General features: G+C 56.5%; 11 protein-coding genes. 6 read left to right on the forward strand and 5 right to left on the reverse strand.

Annotation, left to right across the window (positions count from 1 at the left end):
* Position 1: 1 nt before the first annotated feature.
* From B0G73_RS14675 to B0G73_RS14700, 5 genes are all read left to right on the forward strand, one after another.
* Positions 2-3,151 (forward strand): error-prone DNA polymerase, encoded by a 3,150-nt coding sequence (locus B0G73_RS14675; protein WP_106281843.1) that lies wholly within the window; start codon positions 2-4, stop codon positions 3,149-3,151.
* A 47-nt stretch (positions 3,152-3,198) separates the two neighbouring features.
* Positions 3,199-4,161, forward strand: coding sequence for an SOS response-associated peptidase family protein (locus B0G73_RS14680; protein ID WP_106281845.1), 963 nt, complete (start codon positions 3,199-3,201; stop codon positions 4,159-4,161).
* A gap of 223 nt (positions 4,162-4,384) precedes the next feature.
* Positions 4,385-4,657 carry a hypothetical protein gene (locus tag B0G73_RS14685; RefSeq protein ID WP_106281847.1) on the forward strand — a complete coding sequence of 91 codons (273 nt, stop codon included), beginning with the start codon at positions 4,385-4,387 and terminating at the stop codon, positions 4,655-4,657.
* Positions 4,658-4,679: 22 nt separating this feature from the next.
* On the forward strand, positions 4,680-5,021 hold the full coding sequence (locus B0G73_RS14690) for a hypothetical protein (protein ID WP_146144180.1): 342 nt from the start codon (positions 4,680-4,682) through the stop codon (positions 5,019-5,021).
* Positions 5,022-5,972: 951 nt separating this feature from the next.
* A complete protein-coding gene (locus B0G73_RS14700) occupies positions 5,973-6,827 on the forward strand; it encodes an H-NS family nucleoid-associated regulatory protein (protein WP_106281854.1) in 855 nt (284 codons plus the stop codon).
* 120 nt (positions 6,828-6,947) lie between these two features.
* On the opposite strand, the gene B0G73_RS14705 is transcribed toward B0G73_RS14700, so the two are convergent.
* The 4 genes from B0G73_RS14705 to B0G73_RS14720 form a co-directional block, all read right to left on the reverse strand.
* A complete protein-coding gene (locus B0G73_RS14705) occupies positions 6,948-8,834 on the reverse strand; it encodes a hypothetical protein (protein WP_146144181.1) in 1,887 nt (628 codons plus the stop codon).
* 371 nt (positions 8,835-9,205) lie between these two features.
* On the reverse strand, positions 9,206-9,859 hold the full coding sequence (locus B0G73_RS41880; protein WP_106281858.1) for a glycoside hydrolase family 25 protein: 654 nt from the start codon (positions 9,857-9,859) through the stop codon (positions 9,206-9,208).
* Between the two features lie 190 nt (positions 9,860-10,049).
* Positions 10,050-11,630 carry a hypothetical protein gene (locus B0G73_RS14715; protein WP_106281860.1) on the reverse strand — a complete coding sequence of 527 codons (1,581 nt, stop codon included), beginning with the start codon at positions 11,628-11,630 and terminating at the stop codon, positions 10,050-10,052.
* 230 nt (positions 11,631-11,860) lie between these two features.
* A complete protein-coding gene (locus tag B0G73_RS14720) occupies positions 11,861-12,328 on the reverse strand; it encodes a DUF5675 family protein (RefSeq protein ID WP_258193320.1) in 468 nt (155 codons plus the stop codon).
* A 594-nt stretch (positions 12,329-12,922) separates the two neighbouring features.
* Between B0G73_RS14720 and B0G73_RS14725 the strand changes: the two genes are divergently transcribed.
* A complete protein-coding gene (locus B0G73_RS14725; RefSeq protein ID WP_106281862.1) occupies positions 12,923-15,319 on the forward strand; it encodes a metallophosphoesterase in 2,397 nt (798 codons plus the stop codon).
* Positions 15,320-16,561: 1,242 nt separating this feature from the next.
* On the opposite strand, the gene B0G73_RS40915 is transcribed toward B0G73_RS14725, so the two are convergent.
* Positions 16,562-17,062, reverse strand: a 501-nt coding sequence (locus B0G73_RS40915) for a hypothetical protein (RefSeq protein ID WP_219907276.1), incomplete at its 5' end; no start/stop codon positions are given.

The raw sequence follows: 17,062 nt of genomic DNA on the forward strand, positions 1-17,062 counted from the left end.
TGTGGATACGACCTTCAATATCCTTCCGGCTTACGCCGAGCTTTTCTGCCGGTCGAACTTCTCTTTCCTGAGAGGCGCCTCGCACGCAGAGGAGCTTGCCGAACGCGCGGCGCAGTTGGGTTACTCAGCGCTCGCCGTAACGGACGAGTGCTCACTGGCTGGCGTGGTGCGCGCTCACGTCGCCGCGAAGACAGCGAAGCTTCCTTTTATCGTCGGCGCCTACTTCAAGCTGGTCAACGCCGACGGGTCGCCGGCGTTCGGAATTATCCTGCTGGCGAAGAATCGAGAGGGATACGGCAACCTGTCCGAACTCATCACTCTCGCCCGAACGCGCGCACCGAAGGGCGAATATCGACTCACGCCTCAGGACCTGTCGCGACCAGAGAAGGAATATCGCCATCTGCTGGGAGCGCCAGATTGTCTTGCGATTCTCGTTCCCGACTTCCCCGCAAAAGAGGACGTGCTGGAAGCGCAGGTCGAATGGCTCGACGACACGTTCACGGGTCGTGCGTGGGTTGGTCTGGTGCTACATCAACGCGCAATGGACGACATCCATCGTGGTGCGGTAGAGTTTGTCGCTCGCAACTTCGATGTCCCCGTAGTTGCGCTCGGCGACATTGTCATGCATGTGCGCTCCAGGAAACCTCTGCAGGACACAATGACCGCTATCCGTGTCGGCAAGCCTGTTCACGAATGTGGCTATGACCTCGCGCCCAACGCAGAACAGCATCTGCGCTCGCGATTGCGACTGGCCAATTTGTATCCAGATGACGCGCTCGCTGCGACTGTAGACATTGCGAATCGCTGCACTTTTTCGCTCGATGAGTTGCGCTACGAATATCCCGACGAGCTGGTGCCGGCGGGTATTACGCCGGCTGCGTATCTACGGCAGGAGACATATATCGGCGCGCAGCGGCGCTTTCCATCTGGCATTCCGCACAAAGTGCAGGAGCAGATTGAGCATGAGTTAGACCTGATTGGAGACCTTCAGTACGAGCCGTACTTCCTGACCGTCTATGACATCGTGCGTTTCGCACGGAGCCAGCACATTCTCTGTCAGGGGCGAGGGTCGGCTGCCAACTCTGCCGTTTGTTACTGCCTGGGTGTTACAGAGGTCGACCCCGCGCGCGGCAACATGCTGTTCGAGAGATTCATCAGCAAGGAGCGCGGGGAGCCGCCGGACATTGATGTGGACTTCGAACACCAGCGACGCGAAGAAGTCATTCAATACATCTACCGGAAATACGGTCGCGACCGCGCTGCGATTGCGGCCGCAGTGTCGACGTATCGACCACGCGGGGCGCTGCGCGAGACGGGAAAGGCCCTCGGCGTTGACCCTCAGATTGTCGACCTGGTAGCGAAGTCGCATCATTGGTTCGACAACAGTCAGGACCTGCTGAAGCGCTTTGCCGAATCTGGCCTCGACCCGGAGAAGCCGCTAATTCAGGCTTGGGCGAGACTGGCGTCGCAGTTGCTCGGTTTTCCACGGCATCTGTCGCAGCATTCCGGAGGCTTTGTCATCAGTCGCGGGAAGCTGACCCGTCTCGTGCCGGTCGAGAGTGCTGCCATGGCAGACCGCAGCGTGATTGAGTGGGACAAAGACGACCTTGAATCACTGGGCTTGCTGAAGATTGACGTCCTCGCGCTCGGCATGCTGTCCGCGATTCGTCGCACGCTCGACATTGTGTCGGAGCAGCGCGGTGAACGTTTCGAGATGCAGGACATCCCGCCTGAGGACCCGGCGACGTACGAGATGATTTCTGCGGCGGACACCGTTGGTGTCTTCCAGATTGAATCTCGCGCCCAGATGTCGATGCTGCCGCGCATGCAGCCCCGCAAGTTTTACGATTTGGTCATCGAGGTCGCCATCGTCCGGCCAGGCCCAATTCAGGGTGGCGCTGTTCACCCGTACCTGCAGCGGCGGCAGGGCTTCGAGCCTGTGACCTATCCGAGCGACGCGCTGAAGACCGCGCTTGGCCGCACGCTCGGTGTGCCGATTTTCCAGGAGCAAGTGATGCAGGTTGCCATCCTGGCTGCCGGTTTCACTCCGGGCGAGGCTGATGGCTTGCGGCGAGCCATGGCCGCCTGGAAGCGCAAAGGCGGCCTCGAAAAATACTACAACCGCATCGTGGTCGGCATGCAAGAACGTGGGTACGACCTTGCCTTCGCCGAGTCAATTTTTGAGCAGATTAAGGGCTTCGGTGAGTATGGCTTTCCAGAGAGCCATGCGGCCAGCTTCGCGCTGCTTGTGTACGCGAGCAGCTGGTTGAAGTGCCACGAACCAGAAGCGTTCCTCGCCGCGATGCTGAACTCGCAGCCAATGGGCTTTTACTCGCCTTCGCAGTTGGTGCAGGACGCCCAGCGCCATGGCGTCAAAGTGCTGCCAGTTGATGTGGCCATCAGCGGATGGGATTCATCGCTTGAGCACCGTGCTGGCGCGACGCGACCCGCTGTTCGCCTCGGTTTGTCGCTGCTTCGTGGCATGAAGGATGGCGCCGCAGAACGGATTGAAAATGCGCGCGCAGTCCGGCCGTTCGTGAACGTCAGCGACCTTGCTCGCAGAGCGCAACTGGACCGGAAAGACCTGCATGTTCTTGCCGACGCGAATGCGCTGGCGTCGCTCGCTGGAAACCGCCGCGAGGCGCTCTGGCAGTCGGTCGCTGCGGTGCCGGACAAGGACATGCTGGCCATCGCCGCGGTTCAGGATGAAACCCCTGAGCTGGGCGCGCCCACGGAAGCGCACGACATCGTTGCTGACTATCGGTCTGCCGGCCTCACGCTTAGGCGACATCCTTTGGAACTGCTTCGGCCGCAACTGCTTGAGAACCGCCTGATGCCAGCTTCGACCTTGCGTACCTATCGCGACGGCCGCCTGGCCCGCGGGTGCGGGCTTGTGACTGTACGTCAACGCCCTGGCACAGCAAAAGGCGTAATGTTTGTGACTCTCGAAGACGAGACTGGCAACGTGAACGTCATCGTCTGGCCAAGTCTTCTCGAGAAGCAGCGCAAGGAAGCGCTTGGCGCATCTTTGCTCGCCGTGTACGGGACGTGGCAATGCCAGGGAGAAGTGCGACATCTTGTGGCGCAGCGCCTGGTCGACATGTCTCACCTGCTGGGCGGCCTAATCACGGCGAGCCGGGACTTTTGCTGACCCGGCAGAAGAATTGCGTATTATCGAAGCATTGAACGGAGGCATCCATGTGCTACTCGGCTCAGATTCAAGCTGACTACCGCAAGTTCGTACGCATGTTTGGCGCCATCATGGACATAGGCGAATTCGCTCGCCTGTTTTTCGAGCGCGCTGAAGGGGTTAGTAAAGCGAAGGTGCCCAAGGGGATGGAAGATGCTTTCGCTGAACCACAAACGGACGCGGACCGCCAAATTAAAGCAGCCATCGACCGGTTCAATGCAGCTCAGAGCTCGAAGCTTGAGCAGGGCCTGTTCAAGCAGCGGAAGCGCCTGGCAGACGCGGAACGTACGCTTCAAACAAAAATCACCAAGGCAGCCACCGAGAGTCAGCGAATCGCGACGGACAAAATCTCCTGGGCACTTGGCAAGCTTGAGGACATCCAACGAACCACGCCCAAAGCACACGATTCGCGCATTTTCCCCGGTCACTACGCGCCGGTTATGGTCATAGAGGATGGCCAGCGCGTCGTGAAGCCAATGCGCTACCAATGCCGTATTGCAGGAAAGCCCGCTAGTTACGACGTCAAATATCCAGGAACGTACAATGCACGACGTGATAACCTCGAAGGCTTCTGGAAGCCCTGCTTCGGGTACACGCACGGAGTGATGCTCGTCGACGTTTTCTACGAGAATGTGAGCAAAGCCAAATTTGAAGGCACGCTATCCGAAACACACGACCGGGACGAAAACATTGTTCTTGAGTTCCGGCCGAGCAACGGCGAACTGATGCACGTCGCTTGCCTGTGGTCTCGGTGGACCGCACCAGGTGAGCCGGACTTGCTCTCATTCGCGGCGATTACGGACGAGCCCCCACCTGAGGTCGCAGCCGCTGGTCACGACCGGTGCATCATTCCTATTAAACCCGAGAACATAGATGCTTGGCTCAACCCGGACCCGAAGAACTTGGATGCAATGTACGCGATACTTGATGACAGGGACCGGCCGTACTACGAGAATCGACTTGCGGCATAGTGATTAGCCGGGCGAACATCGGTGGTGGCGGGCACGGTGCGACGATGCGCATATCGGTAGCAATGGCATTGGCCGCAGTGTCTTTGTGGTTGTCCCGTACTGACTTACTGACGCACCCCAACGAACTAAAGCGACGGCTCACTCGGACCTATTGCAATTCAGAGTCAGGTCGCGGAACACGGTGTTGCGCTAGACTGGCGTACGCAGCGGGAAGGAGATTTCGATGATACGCAAGACGCTCAATGCCTCGCGACTTCAGCAGGAGGTCGACCGGCGAATCCATAAACTGCAGGCAATAGTCGAAGACGGCGTGAAGATTCGTGTGCCGCGGCCGCAGTTGCAAGAGGCTGACAGGACAGGCTGCAACTGGCACATGACACACTTCGGCAACGCGCTCGGCTTCGAGCGCGACATCGAGGGCGTGCTCAAGACCGTGCGTGCGGAATACAACCTCAATACCGAAGTGAAAGAAACCGGCAACCCATTCGGGGACTAGCTTGCCAGGAGCGTTCGACAGCTTGATGCACATCTACTTTTCATACAACTCGGTTCCCGAACTCGCGTCCGTTCCTCGCGCTCAGCGCAAGGCTGTCATACGGAAGGCTGCCCGCGCCCTCGCAGGGACCGCAGAAGGACGCAGTCAGTTCCGCTTCTTCCTCGGATGGCTTTTCTTTGCCGCGGTGTCGACGGCCCTCTTCATTAGCCTAGCGGGTACCAAACTTTCAAGCGGGTTGGTCGCCATCGTTACCGGTGCAATCTGTTACCTGAGCTATACGTTCGTGTTTCAGTTTCAGGTGCGACGCCTGCGCCCTCACATAAGAGCGATACTCTCCACCGAGCCGATTGTCGAGCGGGAATAAAGCTTAGAGGGAAGCCGTGCTCGCAATGCCCGTTCCCGCGGCGGCGCCGTGGCCTGCCAGCGTAGAAACCTCCGACGGAGGACGTGCCGCATGTTACGACTCCACGCGTGGTTCATCGAGGGTCCCAATTAAGGAACGAGGAACGGCCTAGCCGAGAATGTTGTTCGTCGCCAACTATTGATTCTCACGTTATTGCCGCAGATTGGCGACGCAGCCGCGGATGGCGACAGCGAACTCTGGGCGAGAGAGGTCAACGCTCGCACCTGCTACGGACATGGGGAGATACTCGATATTTTCTATGACACCAACTTTTCTCGCGTTCTCAAGGTCATCCTCATTCGAGGGCAACGCGCGGCCGAGCTCCGATTCAATGTTGGCGACCTCGTCCACTAATACTCAATGCAGCTCATCGAAGAGTACCGGCAGACGTCTAGTATTGCTCACGAGAGAAACCGAGACTCATGACGCGACGGCACTTCCGTCAGAACCATATTTCGCAATCATCGCCTTGCACCCGAGCGCCCACTTTCTAAGCGATTTGCCACATCTTGATGAGAGTGGCGACATTGGGATTCTTGACCACAGCATTACCGGACCGGAAATCGAACCACGCCATGTTTCCTCCGGCCGTACTGCCGCGTTATGCGGTCCAGACGGCTAGGCCATCACTGTCCACAAGCAGTACGTTTCCACTGGGCAGATTTGCTTCGGCATGACCGTCGAGCCGCATTTCATCATCCGTATCGATAAGGTCCTTCCATTCGCCAAAACTGATTTCAGGCCCGTCATCGAATCAGTTCTGTTTGCGCGTGATGCGAACGTCGTATCCCATTTCGGTTGTAGCTCTGCTTCCAGTTAATTTAGTAGGTGTACTGTGCCAACGCACCCATAGCTTCGAACGCCCGACCATGGCATAGTGCGCTCAGTCTATCAACGATAAAGGGAGTTCATATGGCTACACTCGAACAAATCCAAGCCCGGGTAAAGAAGCTGCAAGCTCAAGCTGAAGCATTGCTCGCAAAGAAGACTCAAGCGGCAGTCGACCAAATCCGCAAGCTGATGCTCGACCATGGTTTGACGACAGAAGACATTGAAGCCAAAGCGGCGGCAAAGCGGGCGGCGAAGGGAATGAGGGTCAGCGCCACCGGCAAGACCAAGACTACTGCTGCTGACAAAGCCAAAGCAGCGCCGAAATACCTGAATCCCAAAACGGGAGCGACCTGGACTGGACATGGCCGCGCGCCGACCTGGATTGCTGAAGCCAAAGACCGCAGTAAATTTCTGATTGCAGGTGGTGCCGAAACGACTGTTGCGGCGACGAAGGAGACTGCGAGCAAGGCGAAGACTGCGGGAAAGAAGGCGGCGTCGAAGTCAGTTGGTGCGACTGTGGGCATGGGTCAGCGCAAGGGTCCGCAACCGGCGCTTTACCGTGACCCCATGTCGGGCGCGACGTGGAGCGGGCGGGGTCCAGCGCCGGCTTGGCTTGCTGGTGCCAAGGACCGGAGTAAGTTTTTGATTGATGGCAACAGCACTGCGGCCGATGCGAAACCGGTGGTCAAGAAGGCTGCTGTCAAGAAGGCCCCGCCGGCGAAGAAAACTGCTGCCAAGAAGGCAATTGCCAAGAAAGCCGTTGTCACTAAGGTCGAAGCGACGAAGACCGCACCGAAGAAGAAGGTGGCGATGAAGAAAACGGTTGCCAAGAAGGCGGTGAACGCGACGGCGCCGGCGAAGAAAGCGCTGCGCAAAAACGCCGCTGTGACTGCTCCGGTGGCCACTGTCGAGTCTGCCGCCGAGTCGACGACCTGAGCGCAATTGTCCGTTACCCGGCGGAGCCGCAATTCTCTGGTCTCACCGGGTGCACCAATCTGATACGGCACTGGACGCCGCTCTAACCGATATTTTAAGTGGGAAACTGTGTCCAGTGAATCAGGAGGCCGCTCCACCGTCGGTACTGGCGTCTTGTGTCTGAAGGCTCTGTGGTGGATTGGGTTTTGGGGGTGGAGGTGTCGTGGTACCGCCTGATTCGCGCGCTGGAGGCGTCACAATGAGGTTTTGCTCAATTTCAGCGCCCGGAGCGACGACAATCAACCGTTTCGCGCTCAACGGTTGACCTTTGGAATCAACGCCGTCCGTCGCACTGATGACACGTGACCCTGCCAGAACCCGGGCTATGGCGAAGTCGCCGTTCGAGTCTGTCGTATCAGTGTAGTCCTTCGCATTGCTATTTGCGTCACCGCTAATTCGCACAGTGACGTTGACAGCAGGTTTCTGTACCGCTGCCTGACCTGCAGTCCCGACATCGTAGAACGTGACCCGGCCTACAACATCACCAGTGGAAGCACTACTCTTAGCAGTTTGGGCTACAGACTTCGGGAACAGACCTTCGACCATACCTCGAATCTGCAACAACACGAGCTCCGAAGAAAATCCCGATATGAAACCGACAGCGATTCCCGACCCGGCGCTAGCCGGCGCTATCGCGTAAAAGGCAACCATGGCGATGAAAGGTGCAGTGACCAGTTGCATGATTTGGAAGACGACCGCTTCACGCACGGTCTTGAAATCAAGCCTCGGTTGGTCTGATGTTCCTTCTTCATACCCGGCTTCCGACCGTTTCTGCAATTCCGGTATCCGCCTCGTCAAGGCGATTGCGGCACCCAGAAACGCGAGCAGCACGATGTAATAAGGAAGGACGAACCCACCTTCAATGACCTGATACTGCTTGCGGCCCAACGAGTTCAGTGTCTGCTCATAGGATGGGTCGGTTTTTGACAAATTCTTTGTCTTGCCCACGCCACCCTTAACGCTTGCGCCGCTTAACCCGCTCTCGCCGCTTGCCTCGCTGGACCCGCTAGCGGCAGCTTGGCCTGTCACAGTACTGCCGCTGCTTGTCTGACCAGCACTGCTTCCCGCTTTTGCGTCGCCTGCAGAACTTGGGCCGCCGTCGTTGCCACCCGAACGCGAAGACTGCCGGTCAAAAACGCCGGCCGTGCCATAGGTTCCTCCGATAACAATCAGCCATGGGTACGAGGGCTCGTAGACGAAACCATCGTGTTTACCGAATCGACGCTCGAAGGTGTTTGACGCTCCTTGCGCTGGTACCGCCGTGTCTTTATCTGCGGGCGGCTTGCCATTCGAGGTTGAAGTCGCATCGGGCGCGCTCGCTGCACTTCCGGCGCTCGCCTCAACTACCGCACTTCCAGGGGGAGACGTTTTCGACTGCCCCGTCGAGTTCGGCTTTGCTTTCTTGACACTCGACTTCGTTCCTTTCGCAAGAGGAGGTGAGGCAGGGACCGGCGCGCTGCCCGGGGTTGCTGTCGACGAACTCGTCCCCTTGGCGCCGGTTGAGGGTCCTTGTTTTGAGCCAGGGCCGCCTAGTGAAGTACCGGCATTGTTAGATTGTTCAGCCAGTGGGACCCCTGTTGCATTTCCGGTCGTTCCATCAAACCGCATTGCCAAGTCATCCGCGCCGCACCGAATTGACGCGGGAATGCCCGGGTCACTTCGCGCATCAACGCACCCTCTTATCAGACTTATCGGCCCTACGACGTCGGGCTGCCACGGATTGGTGACCGGCACAATCATGACCACAATAGTGCTCAGGGTGAAAACGTAGGAAAAGCGAAAACTTTGGCGGCGGCGTCTGTCCTGCTCTTCTGCCCGGTTCGTCGCATCACCTGTGAAGGTGACAATGAACCATATACCGAAGGCTAAACCGAGAACGACAAGGGCGATGAAGGGCGCCAGTTGAGGCCATTCGAACGACTCTGCCTTGTGTACGCTGTAGGCGGACGCTCCGATGTACACCACCAAGACCAGGAATACCACCCACGGAAGAAACACCTCTACCCAGGGCGGGAAGACGAGACGCTCGGCGCGCCCGAGAAACCGGTTGTACCGCACAAGCGTTGCCAGTATACGCCTGGGCCTCGTTCTACTGCGCTCCGGACCCCCACTAAACGCCATTTGGACCTCCGTTCATCGTTTTTTCAGCCCGCTGACGAATGCTGTCTAGAGCCTGGTAGAGAAGGGAATGTCGGGCTTTCCTAGCAGGCACGCGTGACTGGCACCAGGCGCATCACGAAGCTCGAAAGCATCGGATGCGTCCACTGCGACGCGCAAAGCATAGCCGCCGTTTCCGCTACGCTTCGCGGGGGCTCCAAAACCATCAAGCGCCGTGTGAGTTATGTGAGGGTGGGCCATGCTTGCTGCAATGCTGTTTGCGTGCCCATGAAGCAGCTCCGGTCAAAGCCTGCCAAGATAGGCGTCGGCCCGTTTCGGCCGTCAGAGTACTGCCAGAGTCGCCACGATTTCCATACCCGATTGGGAACAGACTGGGGCTGACTGTTATAGTTTGCATACCATAGAAGACAGTTGCTCAGAGGGCACGCTGGGTCAGCTACCTCGTCAGCATGCGTTACCAAATTGCTGCCGTAGACCAAAGGCCAGCGACCAGTTCTTTGATTGACCAGAGAGACAAAAGTACACGCGTCCTCTACCGACATGTCGGGACCACTCGTGCTGGTCTCATAATCGAGGGCGAGCAGTGTTGCTGCATCCGAGACTTGGTCAACGCCCCATTGGAATGTGTTGAGGAAGTTGTCCACTTGAGATTCAGGGGGGAGACCGCTCGAGAAGTGGTATGCCCCCCACAGCAAGCCCAGCGCGGATGCTTCGTACCGACGTCGTTCGTACAAAGGGTCTTGCCACGTTGCACCCTCGGTCGCCTTGTGAATCACAGCGATAATACCTGCTGTCTGTGCGTCACTCAGGACAACCGGGTTGTCATGGTTAACATCTAGCACCCCATCGAAGGTCCCATCCATGGTAATTGGCATGACTATCTCCTAAATTCGTGAGTAGTGTATTCATACTGCGAATATGCAAGTTCATGCTAACAATATGGCCAGCGTGGTTGGAAATTCAGTACTCAATTTCTGTGGAGTCAGCGTCTGCACATCCTTGGGTTTGATGCATTGGCACCAAGACATGGGGTGAAATGCGGAAGTAAGTTGAACCAAGAGGCCGTCAATTCGACTCAGCTATGAGAAACCCCGTGCAAGCGTCATCGCGAATCAGTGAAAATTGGAAGAGTGTGACACTTTCTAGTACATCCAGACTCGACTTTTCTGTTGGATGTAAAGCTTTTGCAGCGGCTAGTACAATCGACTTCGCATTTAGAACATCGAATGGGTATTTTGTGAGCACGCTGCGTCCATAAAGGAGTCTGTCGCTGGATGAAACGTCGACTGCCGGGTATGTATTACTCGAGACCTCGGCAGTCGATTCCGCAACCGGAGCGTTGTTTGCATCACGATATGGTTGACGCGTTGCAGATGGGTCCGCGCCCATTGGTGGGTCAGAGCCTGCTGTACTGGACGTCGGCGCCGAAGTACGGCTGTCCGAGGTGAATGTTTGGAGAGGAGACTGCGACCGCATTACCAGACCGCATTGCTCTTCATATCTCGCTAGCAGGAGACAAATGGATTCCACATCGGCTAAGCCGAGCGATATGATGTTCGTCGCTCCTTCACCGAGTCTACGTCGGACCACGGCCTGTGAACCAAAAAATAATACCAGTTTGAACGGCAGCCCCGTTCGAATAGAAATAAGGATGGGGTCCATGGACGCTAGCTGTTCAATTGATGTAATGCCTTCTGCGGCGAGCAATGATGACGTGGCGGCAGTGACTCCCTGAAGGGAAATCAGTTGGTCCGGGAGTTCTATGCTTGCTCGCGAACCTAGACCTCTGAGCGCGAGGCTCCGAATCGTCTTAACGAGAGCGTCAACGGGGAGTGCGCTAATTGCAAATGCGATAGCGGTGTGACCGACACCCCCACTGCCCGAACCGAACGCAATTCCAACAGGGACAGCGAGTGCCAACCTTAGTGAATACCAATATGCGTCAGAGACGTTCAAGCTTCGCTTGCGTACGCTCAGAACTGCGTCGCCAATTGAAAACAGATAGGCGCCCGCTATAGCGCTAACAACCAGTGCAGTGCTAGCCCCCCAGATTGTTTTCGAATCAAAGACAAGATACATAGCCAGTATGCTCTGTCCAAAGACAATGGAAACTGTCAAAAAAAGCGGTACTATGAAAGGGCCAATCCCGTATTGGTCGATGTATACGCGCTCAAACAGCGCTTGCGTTTCTGTCGAAGTCAGAGTTTCAATGTCGCGCAAGGTTGTGTCACGAGTCGAGCTTCCCGTGATACCGTACTTTGCGATGCGATTTGACCAGAAATTTACGAGATAGACCCGTATTGCCGTGTCGGTTAGTCCGTTCTGAAACTCGTCATATCGAACGTACCATCCTCGGTCAAGAAACCTGATAAAAGGGGCCGCTGCGAGCCAAGTGGACAGAATCGAGGCAACGGAAATTACCCTGAACTCAAGACTCCTTGGGTCGATGCGGTCCTGCCACGCGGCCAATAAACTGAGACCTATAAGCTGAACTAGGCCCACCAGTGTCCATAAGCGCACGGTCCGCGCACCCTCATTCCGTAACGTCGACTTCGGAATTTCCAGGCGACCCGATTCGTGTGCACTTATCCGACCTAATAAGCCGGTTACACCGTAGCTGGCAGGGCAGTCGTCAACATTGCTCATGTTTGCTACCCTCCATGCCTCGTGATGTTCGCAACAAATTCGCAGCCTGCTCCTCAACTAAGTGACGCATATGCCCAGAGACCGAACGGTACCGTCACCTCGTTTGGCGGCAATACCTTCTAAGGAGGGCTCGCGCACGGATGTCGTTCGTCGTTTGAGTGGACCGCGCTCTCGAACTCAAGACAGAAACCCCGAGGTCCCTCATCAAACCACGTGCACCCGTTGATTGTCTACGCGCTCGTCGACGTAACGGGTTGAGCCGCGAGTATTGGAGCCGGCTGGACCGTTATCTGAATGGGTTCCTGGTTCTGCTGCGCCGCCTTTACCTTTGCCATTAGCGCAGCGAACGCTACCGTGCTATTGAGCACTTGGTTGTCGCCCATTTGAGTTCCGACCAAAATGCAACCCTCGGTATCCTGTGGGAAGTTGCCGATGTGGATTCGAATCCCAAGAAAGCCGGGAACATTGTCAAGAATCGGACTGTAGTAGCCGTCTCGGGCGAAATAGGAAACTTCGACCGCGTAGGTGCCTATCGGGATTGCAGTTTTCCCTGGCACTTTCCAGTAGCCGACCGGCTGGCCGGACACCTCTCGAACAGCGGGCTCCAAGGTAAAGCATTGGAACTCGCCGTCAACCGACAGCTCCCCCTCCACGGACCGAGACGTCTGCGTAGAACGTTGCAATAGCATCTGCATCATGTCCCCCAACGTACTCTGTCGCCGGCTTGGAGAGCTTCTGTCAGTCTAATTTAGGTCGGTACGCCGAAAATAGCAGGAGGAAGTGTCCAAAGAATGCGAAGAAATGTGCGGTAGGTCACATAAGCCGATAGGCACTGGCTGATACGACCGGCTTGGAACATACCGGTGGCTTCGGTGACATCCTAGTGACGTGCTCATTCCGCCGCTGTTCTGCGAGGGGTCCTGTGGTGAGTGATGAGGGCGCCGATACCTCACCGCTGATGCTGTCCGATGCCCCAAGCCGGGCGGGGCTGTGTTCGCTATAGCTCGAGTCGGTGACTGTCGCTCTGCACGAGCACGGTTCACATGGATTTTCCGTCGCGGCTCTGCTGGCTTCCACTACGCCGAAGCGCCTAGCGTTTTCGGCAGGGACAGGAGAGAGGATGTCGCGAACTTGTCGAGCGAATTGTGCTGCGATTGCCATCAGGCGAAAAACCGGTCTCGTGTGAACTTGCAACGACATTCCTGTAGCTTGATATCATTACGCTCGAAAACTCGGCAGCCACTGGGTGCACGGGTCGGGAAGCCAAACTGAAAAATTAGACACGCGCGAGAATGAAAGAGACCGTAGTAGTGCATCTATCAGACCTGCATTTTGGGGGCTCATTCCAGGATGGAAAGTGGAGGTCGTTAACCACCGTTGCGAAAGATGTACACCCTGACCTAGTTGTAGTTACCGGAGACATCGTAAATACACCGTGGCGCTGGACCTTAAAGAAGGCTGCGGGGCAACTACGCGAACTTCGAAGCGAACTGCGCCGGAATACTGGAAAAGGCAATCTCGAACTGCTGGTCGTACCGGGCAACCACGATACACGATATACAGGTCTATTTGCTTTGAACTGGGCATATAAACTTGCCGCCCTCAGTGCTGCAGCGTCTGCCGGTCTCGTATATCTCGATTGTACAAAAAGTTCTATCGCGGCTGGAGCCCTCGCCCTCGCATTCCTTGTCTTGCGGGCTACTGTTAGCGCCAACCTCGGCAAGCATTTGGGCGACATGCTTTTGCGTGACTTCCGGAGCTACCCACAACTTGGGGTCGGCGTTATCGGCTTCGATTCCGCAAGCACCCCTAGATTCGGTGCTCATGGTCGGCTCCCTGCAGGATTGATTACCCAACGACTCGAAAGCATTTTTGGTGCAGTTGATGGTGGGGCAAAGACAGAAGAGATGGCCAAAAATGAATCGCTGTTCTGGATTGCAGCGGTCCACCATCACCCCCTTCCAATCCCCTATGACTCAAAGCACGAGTCGGTGATGATTATGGAGAATGCGGGCACCTTGCTGCAGCAACTACTGATGAGGCGAGTGCCCTTGGTGCTCCATGGTCACAAGCACCATCGCCACTTTGCGAGACTCAAAACGCGACTTCGGGATGGGACGGACCGCGAGATATCCGTACTGGCAGCAGGCACGCCCACCGAGGATAACTCTTCGGAAAAGCGTCCGCACAGTTTCAACGTGTTGCGAATATCGAGTACGCATCGGGTCGCCATAGACGTTTATGAGGCACCCTCGGAAGATGGCTCTTTTGAGCGCCAGGATGAAATCCAGCTCACGTCAGAGCATGAGTATGCACAGCGCAGCTTCGCGCGACTCAAAGTCAGTAAGCAGCTATATTGCAACCGCATGTTTCACTCGGCCCTTGTCGACGAGTCTGGGAACGCGTTACTTGCGCGGGAGTTCGCTGGCGTAAAAACCAAATCGCCCATACAGGAATTCCCCTATGATTTCCCTGCCTCATGCGAGCAGGGTGAAATCCATACTGCTAATGCCGCCATTTCCACTCACGTAGGGCCGACCGCTTCCACTAGCTTTAGATGGCTGCCGAATGGAGACGCGAGCTGTCGCGTAAGCTTCGGAGAGCGCGGGCTGCAAGTTGATGATGAGCCGATTGATTTCTATATGTCGTACCAGGCGAACAACGCGTTTGCGTTGGATTCCGTTCAGTATGCGTACATGTACCCGAAGTTCAGCGGAGAGCGCACGGAGCATATGATTTACTCGGTGCCTGATTGTCTGGCAGTTGAGGAGTTATACCTACAGCTTCGCTTTCCTGCAGGCATGCAAATCCCCTCCAAACTGGACTTGCAGATGGCTCCGCACCGCGGAGCAACGGCGAACGAATGGTCAAAAATGCCTAGCGGGTCGGTAACGCTCGTGCATAGCAGCCAAATGATATTGGCCAGAATACCTGCACCGGACCCGGGCTCGGCGTACCGGTTTCTCTGGGAAGTGCCAAAAAAAGAATGGACAAGCAGTCACCAGCACAAGCGACTAGAAGGTGCGCTAGCCGGTGTCCGGAAGCGGCTTTCCTCGGCGACTGCGGACGCGTTAGTGATAGCGCAAGGCATACAGGACTTCCTTATCGCGAGCTCTCAACTAGCCAGCAAATTGCTGGCGGCTGACCCCGCTCGTGAAGGCGAACTTTACGACCACCTAGCGGCCTACCTCTTTGCTTACGACCGCGATTCGGGCGTGCTCCATCCAATCGGCGTTGCGGGTCGCGCCGACCAAAGCGTTGAGACATTCGGATACGGCCTAGGGCTCCCAGGCCGAGCCTTCAAGACAGGCGAAGTAACTGTATTTGACCCTGAAGCACCTGACGTGATTCGTGCTCAGACTTCAGTGAACGACCACTACGTCGTCGAAAGCAGGCCGCAACGGACTGTGGGTTCCACAGTCGGTGAACTCGTTGGACGGGCCATTGATTCCGAGACTTCCAATGACGCCGCGTGTGCGTCGGTCGCACTGCCGATGGCCTGTGAAGGAGAAAATCAACAGCCCTTCGCTGTGATTCTGCTATCTTTCAACGGATTCACCGGGCTTCTACGCCTGTCAGATACCTACAGTGAACGTTCGCTCTCGGAACTGAGCGCCGGCGCACACCTATTGCTTACCCAATTGATTACTGGGACTATACTGAAACAACGAACCGGGAGTCGACCATGAAGGGCCATGACGGTAAAATCTACAGCACCGCGTTGCTTGGAGCGTCGCCGACGTCCGTAAAGGCACTCGTCGAAACGGTACAGCACAAACAAGGGACGAGGGCCGGTCAACACGGGCCTACCCGGCAAACTCCAGCACGCATGGTCATCAAGGATGGCATGGTTGTGGTGCTCACAGCCGTCCGCCGCTAACCTTGTCCGTGGCTTCAAACCATCAGATGTTTCCGACGCCCCTTAAAGGGGCATTGGGTTTGTATTTATTACAATCGCTTAGTGACGTGTTTTGCACGTCCCAGGTTCCACTGAGGTTGCCACGAACGCTCAGTAGCGGCTCACTTTCATGTCTCGCCCCCCGTCCTCGGTCTTAATCTTTCGATTAGAATCAGTCACCTCGGTAACGACTCGCTCCCCCAACGCCTTGAGGTTCGTCAGCGGAACATTGGACGCGTGGGTTGAATTGGCAGATGAACTATCGCGCTGTCCATAGTCCGCGCCGTCTGGTCGACCATGTAAGCCGTCGCCAAGTAGTTGGCCGCCACGAGCGTCGGCAGCGAAGGAGGCGGTCGCTCTCCAAACGGCCCCACCAAGGAAGTATCGGCGAAGAAGCTAACTGCTCCCGAGAAGGTCGTTGCAAAATCGTGCCGCAGTCGCCGCACCTCCCCATCGGACGCGCACCGTTGCTTGCGAGTGCTTGGCTGGCAGAGCCCAAAGGCGGCACGCGAACGCTGGCTGGGCTCGAGACCCAGCCAGTTCGGTTGCTGAACCTGCAGCGCTTAAAGCCAAATGCGGTCATACGCAACTCATCACCGCCGACTACATCCTCGAATTGACCCTATACGGCCCGAGACAGTTGCGTAGCTGGAGTGCATGTACATAGGCGTTGAACACCAGCCCACGAAGGTAGCAGCGCGTGAGATAGTCCGAAACAGCTCACGATTTGAGCAACGAGAATCATTGACCCCAGTGTTACGGGTGTGTTCACCAATGCGGCTAGGCGACCCGCGGGAGAAAGGCCAATCATTGGCGGAGCGGCTTTGTGGCCAAGAAAAGCCCGTTCCCGCCGCGCCCTCGCCAAGAAATTCCCGCTTCGCTGCTCAATACTTCAATACTCGGTGCCGCCCTCGCCGTTCTGAACATGCGGGGCGCTGGCTGCGATAAAGCGACGCTGCCCCGCCTAGTCGATACATCCTCTAGACAGTTCAATCGCCTACCTGGGTGAGGCAGGTGCTCCCAGCGTACCCTCTTATGAGCGAGCCTTGATGGCGGAATGAACGCCTGGCACATCAATCCTTAGTTGGGCATCGTCAACAAGGAAAACATTTTTCAAGTCTAACTTTTCTCGTAGGCTCGACTCCATGATTAGCGATGGATAAGTCGCCACAGCAAGACGCTTCTCGCCCTTTTGGACGATTAACGGCATCCTCGTGCCGACAATATCGGCGGACTCCTCACAGAGGAAGCCATCGAGCTCCAAAATTTCCCTGAGTAGCCTCAATTCCCCAATCTGTTCATTGATGGGAGCGGGAACTGGCACGACGCCATTGATGGCATACCTGAGTAACATGGACGCTAACTTTCTATCTAACAGAGGCTTCAAATGTTGGTTGTGGAAGTGGTCAAGACACTCCGTACATGATGTGTCGCACGAGGGACGTGTCAGAAATCTTGTGTGCTGAGGCCGGTTAGAAATCTCAGTTGATGGCGCTGGTGAACCGCTCGCCGAACAGAATGGCGAACTGATTGA

The organism is Paraburkholderia sp. BL25I1N1, assembly GCF_003002025.1.
Lineage (GTDB): Bacteria > Pseudomonadota > Gammaproteobacteria > Burkholderiales > Burkholderiaceae > Paraburkholderia.

What these genes read in the sequence shown, in the direction of transcription:
- B0G73_RS14715 (WP_106281860.1), bottom strand. Translation starts at nt 11,630, where the DNA reads ATGAGCAATGTTGACGACTGCCCTGCCAGCTACGGTGTAACCGGCTTA.
- B0G73_RS14680 (WP_106281845.1), top strand. Translation starts at nt 3,199, where the DNA reads ATGTGCTACTCGGCTCAGATTCAAGCTGACTACCGCAAGTTCGTACGC.
- B0G73_RS14725 (WP_106281862.1), top strand. Translation starts at nt 12,923, where the DNA reads ATGAAAGAGACCGTAGTAGTGCATCTATCAGACCTGCATTTTGGGGGC.
- B0G73_RS14685 (WP_106281847.1), top strand. Translation starts at nt 4,385, where the DNA reads ATGATACGCAAGACGCTCAATGCCTCGCGACTTCAGCAGGAGGTCGAC.
- B0G73_RS14720 (WP_258193320.1), bottom strand. Translation starts at nt 12,328, where the DNA reads ATGATGCAGATGCTATTGCAACGTTCTACGCAGACGTCTCGGTCCGTG.
- B0G73_RS14700 (WP_106281854.1), top strand. Translation starts at nt 5,973, where the DNA reads ATGGCTACACTCGAACAAATCCAAGCCCGGGTAAAGAAGCTGCAAGCT.
- B0G73_RS41880 (WP_106281858.1), bottom strand. Translation starts at nt 9,859, where the DNA reads ATGCCAATTACCATGGATGGGACCTTCGATGGGGTGCTAGATGTTAAC.